Annotated in this window: 20 protein-coding genes; 14 read left to right on the forward strand and 6 right to left on the reverse strand. The window is 71.8% G+C overall.

The genetic code is table 11. From position 1 onward, the window contains the following. The first annotated feature begins 25 nt into the window (after positions 1 to 25). A complete protein-coding gene (locus ABD999_RS41315) occupies positions 26 to 451 on the forward strand; it encodes a CGNR zinc finger domain-containing protein (RefSeq protein WP_148029350.1) in 426 nt (141 codons plus the stop codon). On the opposite strand, the gene ABD999_RS41320 is transcribed toward ABD999_RS41315, so the two are convergent. After that, positions 421 to 717, reverse strand: coding sequence for a S24 family peptidase (locus ABD999_RS41320; RefSeq protein WP_148029349.1), 297 nt, complete (start codon positions 715 to 717; stop codon positions 421 to 423). The two genes, ABD999_RS41315 and ABD999_RS41320, sit on opposite strands and share 31 nt — an antisense overlap. A gap of 90 nt (positions 718 to 807) precedes the next feature. On the opposite strand from ABD999_RS41320, the gene sodN reads away from it, so the two are divergent. The 3 genes from sodN (at position 808) to ABD999_RS41335 (ending at position 2,560) form a co-directional block, all read left to right on the forward strand. Continuing rightward, complete coding sequence (gene sodN / locus ABD999_RS41325) at positions 808 to 1,209, forward strand: superoxide dismutase, Ni (RefSeq protein ID WP_148029348.1); 402 nt, start codon at positions 808 to 810, stop codon at positions 1,207 to 1,209. 128 nt (positions 1,210 to 1,337) lie between these two features. Continuing rightward, positions 1,338 to 1,763 (forward strand): ATP-binding protein, encoded by a 426-nt coding sequence (locus ABD999_RS41330; protein WP_148029347.1) that lies wholly within the window; start codon positions 1,338 to 1,340, stop codon positions 1,761 to 1,763. A 17-nt stretch (positions 1,764 to 1,780) separates the two neighbouring features. Continuing rightward, positions 1,781 to 2,560, forward strand: coding sequence for an RNA polymerase sigma factor SigF (locus tag ABD999_RS41335; protein WP_187280956.1), 780 nt, complete (start codon positions 1,781 to 1,783; stop codon positions 2,558 to 2,560). Here the strand turns inward: ABD999_RS41335 and ABD999_RS41340 are convergent. Continuing rightward, positions 2,557 to 2,916, reverse strand: a complete 360-nt coding sequence (locus ABD999_RS41340; RefSeq protein ID WP_246640839.1) for a hypothetical protein — start codon at positions 2,914 to 2,916, stop codon at positions 2,557 to 2,559. The genes ABD999_RS41335 and ABD999_RS41340 overlap by 4 nt on opposite strands. 131 nt (positions 2,917 to 3,047) lie before the next feature. Between ABD999_RS41340 and ABD999_RS41345 the strand changes: the two genes are divergently transcribed. Continuing rightward, the gene (locus tag ABD999_RS41345; RefSeq protein WP_148029345.1) at positions 3,048 to 4,013 is read left to right on the forward strand and encodes a diacylglycerol/lipid kinase family protein; all 966 of its coding nucleotides are present in this window, start codon (positions 3,048 to 3,050) and stop codon (positions 4,011 to 4,013) included. A 276-nt stretch (positions 4,014 to 4,289) separates the two neighbouring features. Next, a complete protein-coding gene (locus tag ABD999_RS41350; RefSeq protein ID WP_148029344.1) occupies positions 4,290 to 4,544 on the forward strand; it encodes a WhiB family transcriptional regulator in 255 nt (84 codons plus the stop codon). A 118-nt stretch (positions 4,545 to 4,662) separates the two neighbouring features. Here the strand turns inward: ABD999_RS41350 and ABD999_RS41355 are convergent, their stop codons facing one another. Beyond that, on the reverse strand, positions 4,663 to 6,147 hold the full coding sequence (locus ABD999_RS41355) for a PAS domain-containing sensor histidine kinase (protein ID WP_148029343.1): 1,485 nt from the start codon (positions 6,145 to 6,147) through the stop codon (positions 4,663 to 4,665). A 389-nt stretch (positions 6,148 to 6,536) separates the two neighbouring features. Between ABD999_RS41355 and ABD999_RS41360 the strand changes: the two genes are divergently transcribed. The 7 genes from ABD999_RS41360 to ABD999_RS41390 all read left to right on the forward strand — a co-directional run bounded on the left by ABD999_RS41360 (position 6,537) and on the right by ABD999_RS41390 (position 12,960). After that, positions 6,537 to 7,256: a GntR family transcriptional regulator gene (locus ABD999_RS41360; protein ID WP_148029342.1), complete on the forward strand. Its 720-nt coding sequence runs from the start codon at positions 6,537 to 6,539 to the stop codon at positions 7,254 to 7,256. 24 nt (positions 7,257 to 7,280) lie between these two features. After that, positions 7,281 to 7,997, forward strand: a complete 717-nt coding sequence (gene bioD, locus ABD999_RS41365) for a dethiobiotin synthase (protein ID WP_148029341.1) — start codon at positions 7,281 to 7,283, stop codon at positions 7,995 to 7,997. 37 nt (positions 7,998 to 8,034) lie between these two features. Then, the gene (locus ABD999_RS41370) at positions 8,035 to 8,616 is read left to right on the forward strand and encodes a helix-turn-helix domain-containing protein (RefSeq protein ID WP_187280955.1); all 582 of its coding nucleotides are present in this window, start codon (positions 8,035 to 8,037) and stop codon (positions 8,614 to 8,616) included. An 82-nt stretch (positions 8,617 to 8,698) separates the two neighbouring features. Beyond that, complete coding sequence (locus tag ABD999_RS41375) at positions 8,699 to 9,859, forward strand: sensor histidine kinase (protein ID WP_148029339.1); 1,161 nt, start codon at positions 8,699 to 8,701, stop codon at positions 9,857 to 9,859. After that, positions 9,850 to 10,503 carry a response regulator transcription factor gene (locus ABD999_RS41380; RefSeq protein WP_271276583.1) on the forward strand — a complete coding sequence of 218 codons (654 nt, stop codon included), beginning with the start codon at positions 9,850 to 9,852 and terminating at the stop codon, positions 10,501 to 10,503. The genes ABD999_RS41375 and ABD999_RS41380 overlap by 10 nt, the downstream gene beginning before the upstream one ends. Then, positions 10,500 to 11,261 (forward strand): DUF4097 family beta strand repeat-containing protein, encoded by a 762-nt coding sequence (locus ABD999_RS41385; protein WP_148029337.1) that lies wholly within the window; start codon positions 10,500 to 10,502, stop codon positions 11,259 to 11,261. Before ABD999_RS41380 ends, ABD999_RS41385 begins: the two co-directional genes overlap by 4 nt. Before the next feature lie 52 nt (positions 11,262 to 11,313). Then, a complete protein-coding gene (locus ABD999_RS41390) occupies positions 11,314 to 12,960 on the forward strand; it encodes an acetolactate synthase (RefSeq protein ID WP_271276582.1) in 1,647 nt (548 codons plus the stop codon). 7 nt (positions 12,961 to 12,967) lie between these two features. Here the strand turns inward: ABD999_RS41390 and ABD999_RS41395 are convergent, their stop codons facing one another. Then, positions 12,968 to 14,527, reverse strand: a complete 1,560-nt coding sequence (locus tag ABD999_RS41395) for a serine/threonine-protein kinase (protein ID WP_345483196.1) — start codon at positions 14,525 to 14,527, stop codon at positions 12,968 to 12,970. 245 nt (positions 14,528 to 14,772) lie between these two features. Between ABD999_RS41395 and ABD999_RS41400 the strand changes: the two genes are divergently transcribed. Continuing rightward, complete coding sequence (locus ABD999_RS41400; protein WP_187280954.1) at positions 14,773 to 15,153, forward strand: thioesterase family protein; 381 nt, start codon at positions 14,773 to 14,775, stop codon at positions 15,151 to 15,153. Here ABD999_RS41400 and ABD999_RS41405 read toward each other — a convergent pair. Then, a complete protein-coding gene (locus tag ABD999_RS41405; protein WP_148029334.1) occupies positions 15,143 to 15,355 on the reverse strand; it encodes a biotin/lipoyl-binding carrier protein in 213 nt (70 codons plus the stop codon). The two genes, ABD999_RS41400 and ABD999_RS41405, sit on opposite strands and share 11 nt — an antisense overlap. Positions 15,356 to 15,388: 33 nt before the next feature. Continuing rightward, positions 15,389 to 16,759 (reverse strand): acetyl-CoA carboxylase biotin carboxylase subunit, encoded by a 1,371-nt coding sequence (locus tag ABD999_RS41410; RefSeq protein ID WP_271276580.1) that lies wholly within the window; start codon positions 16,757 to 16,759, stop codon positions 15,389 to 15,391. Positions 16,760 to 16,880 lie beyond the last annotated feature (121 nt).

Raw genomic sequence — 16,880 nt, forward strand, 5'->3', positions numbered from 1 at the left:
AGCACTTTTCGTGTAATACTCCCGCATGGACTTGACCTCTTACGCCGAGTGGGCGGTCCGTCTCGTCAACGACCCGGAACCGCCGCCCGGCCTGCGGGAGCTGCGGGCCGAGCTGGCCGCCGTGTTCGACGCCGCGGGCGCGGAGGAGCGGCTGGTGGCCCTGCTCAACGACCTGCTCGTGCGCTACCCCGTACGGCCTCAGCTCACCGACCACGACGGCCGGGGCTGGCACCTGCACCTGGCCGGCCACACCGGCGCCGCCGCCGTGATGGGGCTCGCCTCGGTGGTGGCGGAGCTGGGCGCCGACCGGCTCGGCCGCTGCCTGGAGACGCGCTGCGACCGCGCCTTCCTCGACACCTCGTCCAACCGGTCGCGCCGCTACTGCTCGCCCCGCTGCGCCAGCAGGGCCAACGTCGCGGCCTACCGGGCGCGCCGCCGCGGCGGCCAGTAGCGCAGCACGACGCGGCCCACGAGCTCGGGGACCGCGCCGAAGTCCCAGCTGTCGCGGCGGCCGCTCGCGCGCTGGTTGTCGCTCTCCAGCCACCAGCCGTCGGCGCCGTGCCAGGCGGCCCGCTTGACGATCAGCCGCTCCGGCTCGCCGGGCAGCCGGGCCACCACGATGTCGCCCGGCCGGGGCGGCACCCGGCGGCACACCAGCAGCCAGTCTCCCGGCAGCAGCGCGGGCCGCATCGAGTCGCCCTCGACACGCACTCTCATGGGCCGCCACCCCTTTCTCCCCGGGGGTTCGGAGACGAGTAAGGTCGGTACGAGGACCAAGCTCATTCGGCATCTAGGAAGGACTTTCTGATGCTCGCACGACTGCTACGACCCAAGCATGTCGCTTCCGCGCACTGCGACCTGCCCTGCGGCGTCTATGACCCGGCACAGGCCCGGATCGAGGCGGAGTCAGTGAAGGCGATCATGGAAAAGTACGCGGCGAACGAGGACCCGGTCTTCCGCGCCCGTGCCATCACCATCAAGGAGGAGCGCGCGGAGCTGGTCAAGCACCACCTCTGGGTGCTCTGGACCGACTACTTCAAGCCGCCGCACCTGGAGCAGTACCCCCAGCTCCACCAGCTCTTCTGGGACGCCACCAAGCTGGCCGGCGCCGCCGGGGCCAAGGGCACCGTCGACGTCGCCAAGGGCGAGGAGCTCCTCGGCAAGATCGACGAGATCTCCAAGATCTTCTGGGAGACCAAGGCCGCCTAAACCGGCCTAAAGGCTCTGTGCGGCCTTCAGGCCGCGCAGAGCCTTTTCCGTTGAGGGCGAGTCTGAATCCGCCAAGCAGCTCCTTCTGGCGGTAAGTTGCAGTCAGCGTCGTATACGCGAGGAGGAACGTGACCGAGGACACCGAGACGCGCGCGACAGGTGAGGCCGCCATCCGCGACGTGGTGAGCATCAGGCTCCCCGCCGACAGCGCCTACCTGTCTGTGTTGCGTACGGCCACAGCCGGCCTGGCCGCCCGGCTGGATTTCACGCTGGACGAGATCGAGGATCTGCGGATCGCGGTCGACGAGGCGTGCGCCATGCTGCTCAACGAGGCGGTGCCGGGCACCGACCTGACCGCCGAGTTCGAGCTCACCGGGCAGGAGATGCAGGTCCGCGTCGAGGTGGCGACCGTCGGGAGCTCCGCACCGAAACGCGATGACTTCGCCTGGATGGTGCTGACGGCCCTCGCCGACGACGTCGACGCGGTGACCGACGCGGCCGATCGCATGGCGATCATCCTGCGTAAGCGCCGAGGCGCGGCGAGGCCGGCGTGACGGAAAGGACTGGAGCCATGGCCGCCAGCGACCACGCCGTGCCCGACCGGGTCCGTGCTCGCATGCTGTTCGCCGAGCTGTCCGAGCTGGGCCCCGACGAGCCGCGCCGGCAACGCATCAGGGACGAGTTGGTCGAGCTCCACCTTCCCCTGGTCGAATACCTGGCCCGCCGCTTCCGCAACCGAGGCGAGTGGCTCGACGACCTCACCCAGGTCGCCACCATCGGGCTGATCAAGTCCATCGACCGCTTCGACCTCAACCGCGGCGTCGAGTTCTCCACGTACGCGACGCCTACCATCGTCGGCGAGATCAAGCGTCACTTCCGCGACAAGGGCTGGGCGGTCCGGGTGCCGCGCCGCCTGCAGGAGCTGAAGCTCTCGCTCACGAAGGCCATCAGCGAGCTCTCGCAGCGCGAGGGGCGCGCCCCCACGGTCGCGGAGCTGGCCGCCTTCCTGAAGATGACCGAGGAGGAGGTGCTGGAGGGTCTCGAGTCGGCCAACGCCTACTCGACGGTCTCCCTCGACGCGCCCGACTCCGGCGACGACGACGCCCCCGCGGTGTCCGACTCGCTCGGCATCGTGGACGAGTCGCTCGAAGGCGTCGAATACCGCGAGTCGCTCAAACCGCTGCTCGAACGGCTGCCGCCGCGCGAGAAGCGCATCCTGCTGCTGCGGTTCTTCGGCAACATGACCCAGTCGCAGATCGCCACCGAGCTCGGCATCTCGCAGATGCACGTGTCGCGGCTGCTCGCCCGCACCCTCGCCCAGCTCCGCGAGGGCCTGACGGCCGACGACTAGGCGTCGTCGCCGAAGAACGCGTGAGTGGTGGGAGGCGCCAGCAACATGCCCAGCCCGGCGAGGGCGACCGCGATCAGCGGGATCCCGAGCGCGGGCTGGTCTGACTGGATGAGCGTCACGGCGACCGGCAACAGGAAGATCTGGGCCACCACACCGGGGGCCCTCCCCCAGCGCTGGCCGGCCAGCAGCCCGCCCCATGCCACCCAGAGCAGCCCGGCGCCGATCAGCACCCCGAACGCGGCCTCGGCCAGCGCGGCCGTCAGGTCGGACGCCCCGCCGAGCACGGTCCCGACCGCGGCGTAAACTCCCAGGCCCAGCGCGACCAGCCCCTCAAGGGCGACGATCACGGCTGCCATCACCAAACTCCACGGACGCTTCCCCACACCCGAACCCTATCCGCCCCGGCCGCCTTACTTTCCCTGCGCGACCACCTTAAAAAAGGATGTTCACGACAAGCCGGACATCCATCAGCGGCTACCCTGGCCTCATGCGCGCGATGCTCCTGGTCAACCCCAAGGCCACCACCACCAACGCCCGCACGCGCAACGTGCTGCTCCGCGCGCTCGGCGCGGCCGTCGAGCTGGCCGTCGAGGAGACGGCCTACCGCGGCCACGCAGCCACGCTGGCCGCCACCGCCCGTGCCAAGGGCTACGACATGGTGGTCGTGCTGGGCGGCGACGGCACCATCAACGAGACCGTGAACGGCCTGCTCAACCCGGTCAACGGCGCCCCCGAGCCGCTCGGCGACGACCCGAGCATGAGCCGCCCCGCGCTCGCCGTCATCCCCGGCGGCAGCGCCAACGTGTTCGCCCGCGCCCTCGGGCTGCCCAACAACCCGGTGGAGGCCACCGGCGCGGTGCTGGAGGCGCTGCGCGAGGGCCGCCGGCGCACCGTGGGGCTGGGGCAGGCGCTGTGGGAGGGCGAGAGCCGCTATTTCACCTTCTGCTCGGGCCTGGGCTACGACGCCGAGGTCATCAGGGCCGTGGAGGGCCTGCGCGGCACCGGCCGCAAGGCCACGCCCGCCCGCTACGTGAACACCGCGCTGCGCCACTACCTCGCCACCGACAAGCGGCGTCCGGCGATGACGCTGACCGGCCCCGGCATCCCCAGGGCCAGGGGCGTGTTCATGGCGATCGTCTCCAACACCTCGCCGTGGACGTACCTCGGCAGCAGGCCCGTCCAGCCCACCCCGTGGGCGGGCTTCGAGACCGGGCTCGACCTGCTCGGGCTGCGCCGGATGGGCGTCATGGCCCTGCTGCCGGTGATCCGCCACATCCTCACGCAACGTGACAGCCTTCCGTCGGGCAAACACCTCGTGCAGCTGCACGACGAGGCCGAGTTCACGCTCACCGCGGACCGTCCCGTGGCCTTTCAACTGGACGGAGACTATTTGGGGGAACGTGAGGCCGTGACCTTCCGTGCTACACCGAACGCGTTACAAGTTCTGGTCTAGCTGGTTACATTCGGTCATGGTGTGACGCATACGACAGCCATTACGGGGAAAACTTGGGTGTTGCCCTCTTGCGTGCACTCTCCGTGGCTGAAAAGCTCATAGTGACGTCGGAACGTAGGACCTTTAGCCAAAACCCCTGGTCCTCCGCCGTATGCGGGCAGCCCCGGCTCCACCACAAGGTGCCGGGGAATTGTTCGCACGCCTTAGTGAAACTCTTCACAAAGTAGTAGCCGCACCGGAGCCGACCGCAGGCTCCATCTAGTAAGGAGTGGACGCATGGACTGGCGACACCGAGCCGCCTGCCGTGACGTGGACCCCGAGCTGTTCTTCCCGATCGGGAACACCGGACCGGCACTCATGCAGATCGAGGAAGCCAAAGAGGTCTGCCGTTCCTGTTCGGCCGTGGAAGCCTGCCTCAAGTGGGCGCTGGAGTCCGGTCAGGACGCCGGTGTGTGGGGCGGCCTCAGTGAGGACGAGCGTCGCGCGCTCAAGCGACGCACCGCTCGGGCCCGCGCCCGCGCGACCGCCTGACCGACATCGACGCAGAAGGCAGGAACCCGCCTGAAAACCGCGACGAGCCGACCAGCCTGGCACGACACCGTGTCCGCCAGGACCGCGCCGCGTCCCTGATAGCCAGGGGACGCGGCGTTCAGGCTTTCTGACGGTCTCCGGCGGGCAGCGGGATGGAGAGCGTCGCTTCCGTGCCGCCGCCTTCGCGCGGTCTGACCGAGAGCTTGCCCGACAGCTCCCCCTCGACGAGCGTGCGGACGATCTGCAGCCCGAGGCTGGTCGAGCTGTCGAGGTCGAACCCCTCGGGCAGGCCCCTGCCGTCGTCCCAGACGACGACGCGCAGCCGCTCAGGGCCCGACTCCACCACCACCTGCAGCCGCTCGGGCCGGCCGTGCTGGAGCGCGTTCTGCATCAACTCGGTCAGGGCCATGGCCAGCGGGGTGGCGATGAGCGAGGGCAGCACGCCGAACGCCCCCAGCCGGCGCGGCGTGACGCCGGCCTCCGGCGCCGACACCTCCCCCGCCATCGCGATCACGCGGTCGGCGATCTCGTCGAAGTCGACGAACTCCTCCGGCGCGTGCGAGAGGGTCTCGTGCACGATCGCGATCGACCCGACCCGCCGCACCGCCTCCTCCAGCGCCTCCCGGCCCTCCGGCACCTGCAGCCGCCTGGCCTGCAGCCTGAGCAGGGCGGCGACGGTCTGCAGGTTGTTCTTGACCCGGTGGTGGATCTCGCGGATGGTGGCGTCCTTGGTCATCAGCTCGCGCTCGCGCCGCCGCAGCTCGGTCACGTCGCGGATGAGCACCAGCGCGCCGATGCGGCCGCCGCCGACGATCAGCGGGATCGCGCGCAGTTGCACGATCGTGCCGCCGGACTCGACCTCGGTCTCCTTGGCGGCCCGCCCGCTGGCCACGATCATCAGGTCTTCGTTGATCGGCTCGTCGGAGTAGCACAAGGTGGCGGTGACGCGGCCCAGCTCCACGCCCACCAGGTCGGCGTGCAGGCCGAGCCGCCGGTAGGCCGACAGCGCGTTCGGGGACGCGTACGTGACCCGGCCGGCCCGGTCGAGCCGCAGCAGGCCGTCGCCGACGCGCGGCGAGCGCACCAGGATGGGCTCCTCGCCGGAGAACGGGAAGCGGCCCTCCGCCACCATCTGCGCCAGGTCGGAGGCGCTCTGCAGGTAGGTCAGCTCCAGCCGCGACGGGGTGCGGGCGGACGACAGGTTGGTGGAGCGCTGGATGACGGCGAGGAACCGGGCGTCGCCGCCGGGGACGGCCCGTCGCACCGGGATGGTCTCCTCGCGCACCGGGACGCCCGTCGACCAGTCGGGGTCGCCCTCGCGGCAGATGCGCCGCTCGCTCCAGGCGGTGTCGATCAGCGGGCGTTCGCCCCTGGCCACGACGCTGCCGACGACGTCGTCGTGGTAGACGGTGGGGCCGGTGGTGGGCCGCATCTGGGCGATCGCGATCCAGCCGTCCTCCCCCAGCAGCGGCGCCCACAGGATGAGGTCGGCGAACGACAGGTCCGCCAGCAGCTGCCAGTCGGAGACCAGCGAGTGCAGCCAGTCGAGGTCCGCCCCGTCGAGTGCGGTGTGGCGGACGACGAGGTCGCTGAGAGTCGGCACGACTGCATCATGCGTGGTTTCCCGCCGAACATCCAAACCGGCGCCCTGGCCGTACGCGCTCAGAAGACGGCCAGTGATAACCATCACATCGCCGGCGGGGGCAGGAGGCGAAAGGCACGTCTCCCGTACGACTGCGCACCTGCGCGAACAGGAAGGACGCGATCCTCGGTTGCCACGCCGCCCACGGCTGTGGATATCCTTCACCATCAGCCTGAGCTGCCCGTACGGGCGCGCGGCAGGGCAGGTGAGCGGGTCTGCGCGGAGCAGAGAGCCGGGGCACCGGCGCGCTGCCCTCGCGCGCGGTTGACCGTGAGGGCAGATCTGGGTTCCGATGATCTCGCGGTGATCCGACACGCCCTCACCGCCGTGGCAGAAGTGAAGGTGAGAGCGTGACAGACGAAGGCCCTCGCGTACCGAAGTACTACGACGTGAAGCGGAGCCTGCTCGAGCTCACGAAGTCGCTCCAGCCGGGCACCGCGCTGCCCCCCGAGCGGACTCTCGCGGTGCGCTTCGAGACCTCCCGCACCACGGTCAGGCAGGCGCTGACCGAGCTGGTCGTCGAAGGACGGCTGCTGCGCATCCAGGGCAAGGGCACGTTCGTCGCGCAGCCCAAGGTGGCCCAGGTGCTGCAGCTCACCTCGTACATCGGAGACCTGCGCACGGCGGGGCTGGAGCCCGACACGAAGATCCTGGAGATGGGCTACATCACCGCCGACGAGCCGCTGGCGCGGCGGCTGGCGATCAACCCGGGCGGCCGCGTGCTGCGCATCCACCGCCTGCGGCTGGCCAACGGCGAGCCCGTCTCGGTCGACACCACCCACCTGTCGGCGCGGCGCTTCCCGCGCCTGCGCCGCGAGCTGGAGGTGCACTCCTCGCTGTACGAGACGCTGCACAACGCCTACACCGTGCGGCTGACCGACGCCGAGGAGATCATCGAGACCGTGCTGGCCACCCCGTACGACGCCAAGCTGCTCGGCGTGGACGTGGGCCTGCCCATGCTGCTGCTCACCCGCCACGCCTTCGACGCCGACGGCAACCCGGTGGAGTGGGCGCAGTCGCTCTACCGCGGCGACCGCTACAAGTTCGTCACCCGCCTGCGCCGTCCCTGAGCCGCGCCCCTCTACGCTGGGCCGATGAGCGTCATCGTGGTCACCGGCACCGGCTCGGGCGTGGGCAAGACAGTGGTGTGCGCGGCCCTGGCGGCGCTGGCCCGCACGCGCGGGGCGAGCGCGGCGGTGGTCAAGCCCGCGCAGACCGGCGTGCGGCCCGGCGAGCGCGGCGACCTGGACGAGGTCATCAGGCTGTCCGGGGTGCCGACCACGTTCGAGCTGGCCCGTTTCGAGCAGCCGCTGTCGCCGGCCGCGGCGGCGCGGGCGGCCGGGGTGCCGCCGGTGTCGCTCGCGCAGGCCGCCCTGCGGATCAGGGAGCTGGCCGAGAGCAGCCGGCTGGTGGTCGTGGAGGGCACGGGCGGGCTGCTGGTGCGCTTCGACGAGGACGGCGCGACGATCGCCGACCTGGCCAGGCTGCTGGGCGCGCAGGTGCTGGTCGTGACCGGGGCGGGGTGCGGCACGCTCAACCACACGGCGCTCACCCTGGAGGCGCTCGCGCACCGCGGGCTGGACCTGGCCGGGGTGGTCATCGGCGGGTGGCCCGCCGAGCCCGGCGTGATCGAGCGGAGCAACGTGGCCGACCTGGAGATGCTGGCGGCGCGGCCGCTGGCGGGCGCGCTGCCGGAGGGCGCCGGGCTGCTCGACGCCGGCGCCTTCGCGGCGGTGGCGCGGCGCGGGCTCGCCGTGACGCTGGGCGGCGCCTTCGACCCCGCCGCGTTCCGCGACTCGTACCACGTCTAGGATTGCCGGAACGGCAAGTCACGTTGCGGGAGTGGCCATGACGGAAGCGATCGAGGACGTCCTGACCCAGGTCGGCCCCCGGCTCAAGCGGCTGCGCGCCGAGCACGGCCTGACCCTGACCGGGCTGGCCGAGGCCACCGGCATCTCCACCAGCACGCTGTCGCGCCTGGAGTCGGGGCAGCGCCGGCCCACGCTGGAGCTGCTGCTGCCCATCGCCCAGGCCTACCAGGTGCCGCTGCAGGAGCTGGTGGGCGCGCCCGAGGTCGGCGACCCGCGCATCCGCCCCACCCCACGGCGGCTCAACGGCATGACCGTGCTGCCGCTGACCCGCCAGCCGGGGCCCCTGCAGGCGTTCAAGATGATCATCCCGCACCGGGGCGGCACGCCCGAGCCGCAGACCCACGAGGGCTACGAATGGCTCTACGTGCTGTCCGGACGGCTGCGCCTGGTGCTGGCCGACCGCGACCTGGTGCTGAAGGCCGGGGAGGCGGCCGAGTTCGACACCCGGCTGCCCCACTGGTTCGGCTCCGCCGACGAGCAGCCCGTCGAGGTCCTCAGCCTCTTCGGCCGGCAGGGCGAGCGCATGCACGTCAGGGCCAGGCCGAAGTCGCGCACCTGACCGGGGGTGGGGCTAACCCCACCCCGTACCCGGACGACAAACCCATGTCCAGCGGACCTTCCACCTCAATACGGTGGATTCCATGAAGGTCCCCCGTCCCTGGTCGGCCAGGGCCTGGCTGGACACCGCGCACGTGATCACCGGGCTGCCCGTCGCCTGCCTGCTCGCCGCGGCGACGCTCCCGCTGGCCCTGTTCCCCGCCGCGCTCCGCCACGCCCTGCCCTGGCTCACCGGGGTGCAGCGCTCCAGGTTCGCGGCGTTCCAGGGGGCGCGCATCCCGCCGGTCCCGGTGGCGTCCGGCTGGCGCACGCTGAGCCTGTGGCGGCAGGTGGGCTACCACGCGCTGTCGCCGCTCGTGAGCTTCCCCGCGGCCGTCCTGGTGTCGCTGGCCTGGGGGGCGGGCCTCGTGGGCGTGCTGGCCTTCCTGGGGCCGCTGTCCAGCCCGCCGCCCATGGTCTTCACGCCCGACCTGCGCGACCCGGCGGTGGCGGTCGTCTACGCGCTGGCCGGCGTCGTCCTGCTGGTGCTGGCGCCGCTGCTGGCCCGCGTCATGGCCGCGCTGGACCTGGCGATCGCCCGCGCGCTGCTCGGCCCCAGCCGCAAGGAGCTGGACGAGCGGATCGAGACGCTGACCGAGAGCCGCGCGGGCGTGATCGACGCCGCGGACGCCGAGCGCCGCCGCATCGAGCGCGACCTGCACGACGGCGCCCAGCAGCGGCTGGTGTCGCTCGCGATGAACCTCGGCATCGCCCGCGCCACGCTGACCGACCTGCCCGACCCCGCGCGCCAGGCCATCGAGCAGGCGCACGAGGAGGCCAAGCAGGCGCTCAGGGAGCTGCGCGACCTCGTCCGCGGCCTGCACCCCGCGGTGCTCAACGACCAGGGCCTGGACGCGGCGCTCTCCGGCGTGGCCGCGCGGGCCCCCATCCCGGTGCGGCTGGAGGTCGGCATCGACCGCCGCGTCTCCCCGACGATCGAGGCGGTGGCGTTCTTCACCGTGTCCGAGGCACTGACCAACATCGCCAAGCACGCCGCGGCCACCCGGGCCGAGGTGACCGTGCGGCGCGAGCGCGACCGGCTGCGCCTGCTGGTGTACGACGACGGCTGCGGAGGCGCGACGATGGACCGGGGCACCGGGCTGCGCGGCCTGGCCCAGCGGGTCGAGTCCGTCGACGGCACGCTGCGGCTGAGCAGCCCGCTGGGCGGGCCGACGACGATCGAGGTGGAACTACCGTGCGCATAGTGCTCGCCGAGGACTCCGTGCTGCTGCGCGAAGGGCTGATCCGGCTGCTGGAGGGCTCGGGCATGCGGGTGGTCGCGGCCGTGGCCGAGGCCGAAGGGCTGCTGCGGGCCGCCGAGGAGCACCGGCCCGACCTCGTGCTCACCGACGTCCGCATGCCGCCCACGCACACCGACGAGGGGCTGCGGGCCGCGCTGGTGCTGCGCCGCCGGCGGCCGGCGCTCGCCGTCCTGGTGCTGTCGCAGTACGTGGAGGAGCGCTACGCCGCCCAGCTGCTGTCGTCCGCCACGGGCGGCGTCGGCTACCTCCTGAAGGACCGGGTGGCTGACGTCGCCGAGTTCGTCGACGCGCTGCGCAGGGTCGCGGCCGGCGGCACCGCGCTCGACCCGGAGGTGGTGGCCCAGCTCCTGCTGCGCGGCCACAGTGACCCGCTGGACCGGCTGACACCCCGCGAGTACGAGGTGCTCCAGCTGATGGCGGAGGGCCGCTCCAACGCGGGCATCGGGCAGGCGCTGGTGCTCAGCGAGGGCGCGGTGGGCAAGCACATCGGCAACATCTTCGCCAAGCTCGACCTGCCCCCCGCCGAGGGCGACCACCGGCGGGTGCTGGCCGTGCTCCAGTTCCTCAAGATCAGGAGCTTGCCGTGAGGCGGCTCTGGCTGGTCCTGGGCGCGACCCTGACGGTGGTCGCACTGGCCGTCTCCACCAACCTCGTCTGGCAGGCCGTCGCCGACCCCAGCCCGCCCACCGAGCTGACGTGGCGGTCCATCCCGTTCCGGGGCGGCGCGCTGACGATCGAGGCCGGCGACGACATCCACGTGCACATCCAGGCGGGCCGGGCCGGCTCCGTCGGGGTGGGGCGCCAGCTGATGTGGACCGGGCGGAAGCCCACGGTGAGCGAGGAGTGGGCTGACAACGCGCTCCGCCTCGACGGCGGCTGCCCCGGCGACCACCTCCCCGGTCAGCCGGACTGCCTGGTCAACTACCAGCTGTTCGTCCCACCGGAGACCGACATCGAGGCGACCACGAGCGCCTCGCTGAGCGTCAGCGGCATCCACGGCGACGTCAGCCTCACCTCCGCCTGGGGACTCGTCGACGCCGACGACCTGACCGGTGACCTGCGGCTGCGCAGCGAGACCGGTGACATCGACGCCGCACGCCTGCGCGGCGGCGTGGTGGACGCCGAGACCGGCACCGGCACGGTGCGGCTGTCGTTCGACACTCCCCCGGCCGACGTGCGCGCCGTGGTCAGGGCCGTCGGCGACATCGGGATGGACCTGCCCGAAGGCGACTACGACGTGACCGCCAGCGCCCCCGAGACGGACGTCGAGAGCCGCGTCGACCCGTCCTCGTCACGCAAGGTGCGCGCCACGACCCGCGACGGCGTCATCCACATCTGCTGCTGACCTCCTCCTTGAAGGCTGTTTACTCATGTGACTCATTGGTAAGTTCCGGGCTATGGAGTCTGCGAAGCACGCCGGTGACGCCGCCGTCGCCGTGTCCAAGGCCTATGGTGTCGAGACCATGTTCACCCTCTCGGGAGGACATGTCTTCCCCCTGTACGACGGCGCCCAGCACGAGGGCATGCGCATCCTCGACGTGCGCCACGAACAGAGCGCGGTGTTCGCCGCGGAGGCCACCGCCCGCCTGACGAGGAAGCCCGGCCTGGCGGTGCTCACCGCGGGCCCCGGCATCACCAACGGCGTCAGCGGCGTGGCCACGGCCCACTTCAACGGCTCGCCGGTGGTCGTCATGGGCGGGCGGGCCCCCCAGTCCCGCTGGGGCAGCGGCGCCCTGCAGGAGATGGACCACCCGCCGCTGCTGGCCCCGATCACCAAGCTGGCGTTCACCTCCTCCGGCCCCGAATCGACCGGCCAGGACGTCGAGATGGCCTTCCGCACGGCCGTGGCGCCGCACCGGGGGCCCGTCTTCCTCGACTTCTACATGGACCACCTGTTCTCGCCGTCGCCGGTGCACGAGCCGCAGACGCAGACGCCCTCGCCGCTGGAGCCCGACCCCGACGACCTGCGCGCCATCGCCCGGCTGCTGGCCGAGGCCGAGCGCCCGGTCCTGGTGTACGGGTCCGACGTGTGGATGGACCGGGCCGAGGAGGCCGCCCGCGACTTCGCCGAGGCGTGGCGGCTGCCGGTCATCCCCAACGGCCAGGGCCGCGGCATCCTGCCGGCCGGCCACGAGCTGCTCGTCACCCGCGCCCGCGGCCAGGCGTTCGCCAAGGCCGATCTGGTCGTCGTGATCGGCACCCCGCTCGACTTCCGGCTCGGCTACGGCTGGTTCGGCGGCAAGGACGGCGCGCCGCTGGCCAAGGTGGTGCACATCACCGACGCCCCGTCCCACCTGGTCACCCACATGCCCCCGGCCGCCTCCACCGCCGGCGACCTGTCCGTGGTGCTGTGGAGCCTCGGCGACGCCTGCGGCGAGGCGGGCGTCAAGCCCTCCCGCTACGCCGCCTGGCTGTCCACGCTCGCCGACACCGCCTCCGCGGCCATCGCCGGCGACGCCGACCTGCTGGCCGCCGACACCGACCCGATCCATCCCATGCGCATCTACGGCGAGCTGGGCAAGGTGCTCGCCGACGACGCGGTGGTCATCGGCGACGGCGGCGACTTCGTCTCCTACGCCGGCAAGTACGTCGAGCCCCGGCAGCCGGGCAACTGGCTCGACCCCGGCCCGTACGGCTGCCTCGGCACCGGGCTCGGCTACGCCATCGCCGCCCGCCTGGCCCGCCCGTCCTCCCAGGTGGTGCTGCTGCTCGGCGACGGCGCCGCGGGCTTCTCGCTGATGGACGTCGACACGCTCGTACGGCACCGCCTGCCGGTCGTCATGATCTGCGGCAACAACGGCATCTGGGGCCTGGAGAAGCACCCGATGCAGCTGCTCTACGGCTACGACGTGGCGGCCGAGCTGCAGCCGCAGTGTCGCTACGACCAGGTGGTGACGGCGCTGGGCGGCGGCGGCGAACTGGTCACCCACCCGTCGGAGATCGGGCCCGCGCTGCGCCGCGCGTTCGACTCCGGCATCCCGTACATGGTGAACATCGCCACCGACCCGGAGATCGCCTACCCGCGCAACACCACGGGGGTGTGAGGGCCTATCAGTTCTTGGGGACCGGCGTGACCGTGGGGCTCGGAGTGGACGAGGCGCAGGGGTCGATCGGGATGAGGACGACCTTGACCACCTTGCCCACGATGAGCTCCTCCCCGCCGTCCGGCCAGCTCTGCGCGACCTTCAGGCACTCCTCCTTGACCTTGCCGCCGGTCTGGTCGTCGGCGTAGATCTTGAACCCGGAGGCGCTGAGCATGGACTTCGCCTGCGGATACGGCAGGTCGACCACGTAGGGCACAGGCTTCTTGGGCTTGGGAGTCGGGGTGGCGGAGGGCGTCTTCGACGGCGTCGCCGTAGGGGTCGCCGTGGGAGTCGGGGACTGCGACGGCTTCGTCTCCTCCGGCGTCGGCGTCGTCTCCTGGCGGACCGGCGTCTCCGTCGTCGGAGTGGGCTTGGGTCTGGGCGCCTTCGTGGTGGTCTTGGCGGGGGTCGGCTCGTCGGTGACCTCGGCCGGCTGGCTCATCGCCACCTTGTCCGGGTCGGGCGGCGGCACCGTCTCGCCGCTCATGTTGGTCAGCGCGACCGCGCCCGCGCCCACCCCGACCACCACGGCCGCGGCCAGGGCGGCCACCAGACCGCCCCGGCGGGGCGCCTTGGCCGCGGCGCGGCGGCTCTGCCGCGGCCCCGCCACCGTGGTCGCCTCGGGGGCCTGCATGGCGCCCGTCTGATAGGACGCCACCGGCGGGGGCATGGTGGCGCCCGTCGACGGCATGGACGGCTGGGCGGGCGGCAGCTGGCCGGCGGCGATCATGCGCGCCGCCTCGCTCATCGCCCGGGCGCTCGGGAAGCGCCGCGCGGGGTCCTTGGACAGCGCCTGCTCCACCAGCGCGCGCACCGGCGGCGGGATGTCGGGAGGCAGCGGCGGAGGCGCCTCCCTGATGTGCTTGAGCGCGATCGTGACGGGGCTGTCGCCGTCGAACGGCCGCTGCCCTGCCAGGCACTCGTAGGCGACCACGCCGAGCGCGTAGATGTCGACCGCGGGTGTGACCGGGGCGCCCTCGGCCTGCTCGGGCGCGCAGTAGGCGGCGGTGCCGAGCACCATGCCGGCGTCGGTGAGCCGGTTGCCCAGGTCGGAGCGGGCGATGCCGAAGTCGGTGAGCACGAGCGTGCCGTCGCGCTGCACGAGCAGGTTGCCCGGCTTCACGTCGCGGTGCACGATGCCCTGGTCGTGGACGGCCTGCAGGGCGGACGCGGCCTGCGCGATCAGCTCCATGGCCGGCTGGGGGGCGATCCGGCCCAGGCGGGTGAGCAGCCGGTCGAGCGGTTCGCCGTCGACGAACTTCATCACCAGGTAGACGGTGTCGCCGCTCACGCCGTAGTCGTAGACGTCGACGACCCCGGAGTGGTTGATCGTGGCCATCGCCCTGGCCTCGGCCTGGAAACGGGCCAGGAACCCGGGGTCTTGCATGCGGCCCGGAAGCAGCACCTTTACGGCGACGGTCCGGGCCAGGACGGTGTCCTCGCCGCGCCAGACCTCGCCCATGCCGCCCGCGCCGATGCGGGTATCCAGACGATACCGCCCGGCCAGCGTCGTCCCTTGGGCCACCATGACTTCCCCCGCTACCCCTCTACCTCTCGAACCTCGCCCACCCCAGGGTTCTCCAACAAAGCGGACTTGTGTCGCGGTGAGGTAACACAGAGGTCACGGAACTTCGAGAGAGTACGACTCACCCTTCTCACACGCCACACAAATGCCATAAGCCGTACAAACCCTATCCTGCGGCCTCGGGGTCATGCTTGTCCCCGTTTTGCACCAGATCTCGATGCCCGTAGTCGACTACTAGGCTTGGACACATGACGCTCGCTCCAGGTCTGCGCGCCCAGCTGATGATCATGGTCGAGGTGGAGGACACCGCGACGAAGATCGGCAGCGGCGACGTGCCCGTGCTCGCCACACCGCGCCTGCTGGCCCTCGCCGAGCAGGCCACCGTGCGGGCCGTCTTCGACCACCTGGAGCCCGGCCAGACCTCCGTGGGCACCCGCGCCGAGCTGGAGCACCTGGCGGCCAGCCCGGTCGGCACCCACGTCGAGATCGAGACCGAGCTGACCGCGGTCGACGGCAGGCGGCTGACCTTCGGCTTCCTCGCCCGCGACAGGCACGCGGTCGTCGCCCGCGGCACGATCGAGCGGGTCGTGGTCGACCGCGACAGGTTCATGAGCCGCGTCACTCGATGACGGCGATCAGGTCGCCTTCCTGGATCACGTCGCCCTCGGCCACCTTCAGCCGGACCACCACGCCGTCGTCCTCGGCGAGCACCGGGATCTCCATCTTCATCGACTCGAGAATGACCAGCGTGTCGCCGTCGGAGACCGCATCGCCCTCCTTGACGACCACCTTCCAGACGTTCGCCACCATCTCCGCACGGACCTCAGCCACCGCGACTCCCTTCGAGGAAATGATCCAACAATGTCATGCGGGCCTGCCGCCGCGCATCCGCGCCACCAGACCCGTGTCGTAGTCACCCTTGACGAACTCGCGGTGCTCCAGCAGCTCCGCGCAGAACGCCAGGTTGTTCTTGGGACCCTCGACGGTGAAGCTCGCCACCGCCTTGCGGGCCCGCTCCAGCGCCTCGGTACGGGTCGGCGCGTGCACGCACAGCTTGGCCATGAGCGGGTCGTAGAACGGGGTCACCGTGTCACCGGCCGCGTAGCCGGAGTCGACCCGCACCCCGTCGCCGGTCGGCTCGTCCCACACGGTGATCGTGCCGGGCCCGGGGAAGAAGCGCTTCGGGTCCTCGGCGTAGACGCGGAACTCGATCGCGTGCCCGGCCGTCGCCGTCGTCACCTCGGGACACTCCCCCGCCGCGACCCGCAGTTGCAGCTCCACCAGGTCGAGCCCGGTGACCAGCTCGGTGACCGGATGCTCCACCTGGAGCCGGGTGTTCATCTCCAGGAAGACGAAGTCCTGCGCGTCGGCGTCGACCAGGCACTCGACGGTGCCGGCGCCGAGGTAGCCGACCGCCTCCCCGGCCCGCACGGCCGCCGCGAGCATGCGCTCGCGCAGCTCGGAGGTGAGCCCGGGTGACGGCGACTCCTCCACCACCTTCTGGTGGCGGCGCTGCACCGAGCAGTCGCGCTCGCCCAGCGCCACGACCTTGCCACCGGGCAGGCCCAGGATCTGCACCTCGACGTGGCGGGCCCGCTCGATGTAGCGCTCCAGCAGGATGGCCGGCCCGGCCGGCGCGTCGCCCGCCGCGAACCGCGCGGCCGCCCTGGCCGCCTGCTCGAACGCCTTGGCCAGCTCGCTCTCGTCGCGCGCCACGCTCATGCCGATCCCGCCGCCGCCCCCGGCGGTCTTGACCATCACGGGGTAGCCGATGCTCCGGGCGGCCTCCAGCGCCAGGTCCAGGTCGGTGGCGGGCTCGCGGGTGCCGGCCGCGACCGGCACGCCGGCCGCCTCCATCAGGTTGCGCGCGTTGATCTTGTCGCCCATCCGGTCGATCGCCTCGGGCGACGGCCCGACCCAGACCAGCCCGGCGTCGATCACGGCCTGCGCGAACCGGGCGTTCTCCGCCAGGAACCCGTAACCGGGGTGGACGGCGCGGGCTCCGGTCGCCCTGGCCGCCTCCAGCACCTTGGTCGTGTCGAGATAGCTCTGCGCGGGCGCGGCCGGGCCGATCAGCACCGCCTCGTCGGCCTCACGCACGAACGGCAACCCCGCGTCCGCCTCCGAGTGGACCGCCACCGCCCGCAGCCCCAGCCGCTTGACGGTACGGATGATCCGGCGGGCGATCTCTCCCCGGTTGGCGACCAGAACAGGCCCCAGCGACTCAGTCAGCACGGAGCAACCCTACGGCTCCCGCACCCCTGATCCCTTTCCCTCGACACCACCGATCCGGACAACCGGTTCTGTAGGATTCCTACAATGGTGAGCTCACGGAAACCCGCTAGCGGCCCGGCTC

It is taken from the genome of Nonomuraea ferruginea (assembly GCF_039540635.1).
GTDB lineage: Bacteria > Actinomycetota > Actinomycetes > Streptosporangiales > Streptosporangiaceae > Nonomuraea > Nonomuraea ferruginea.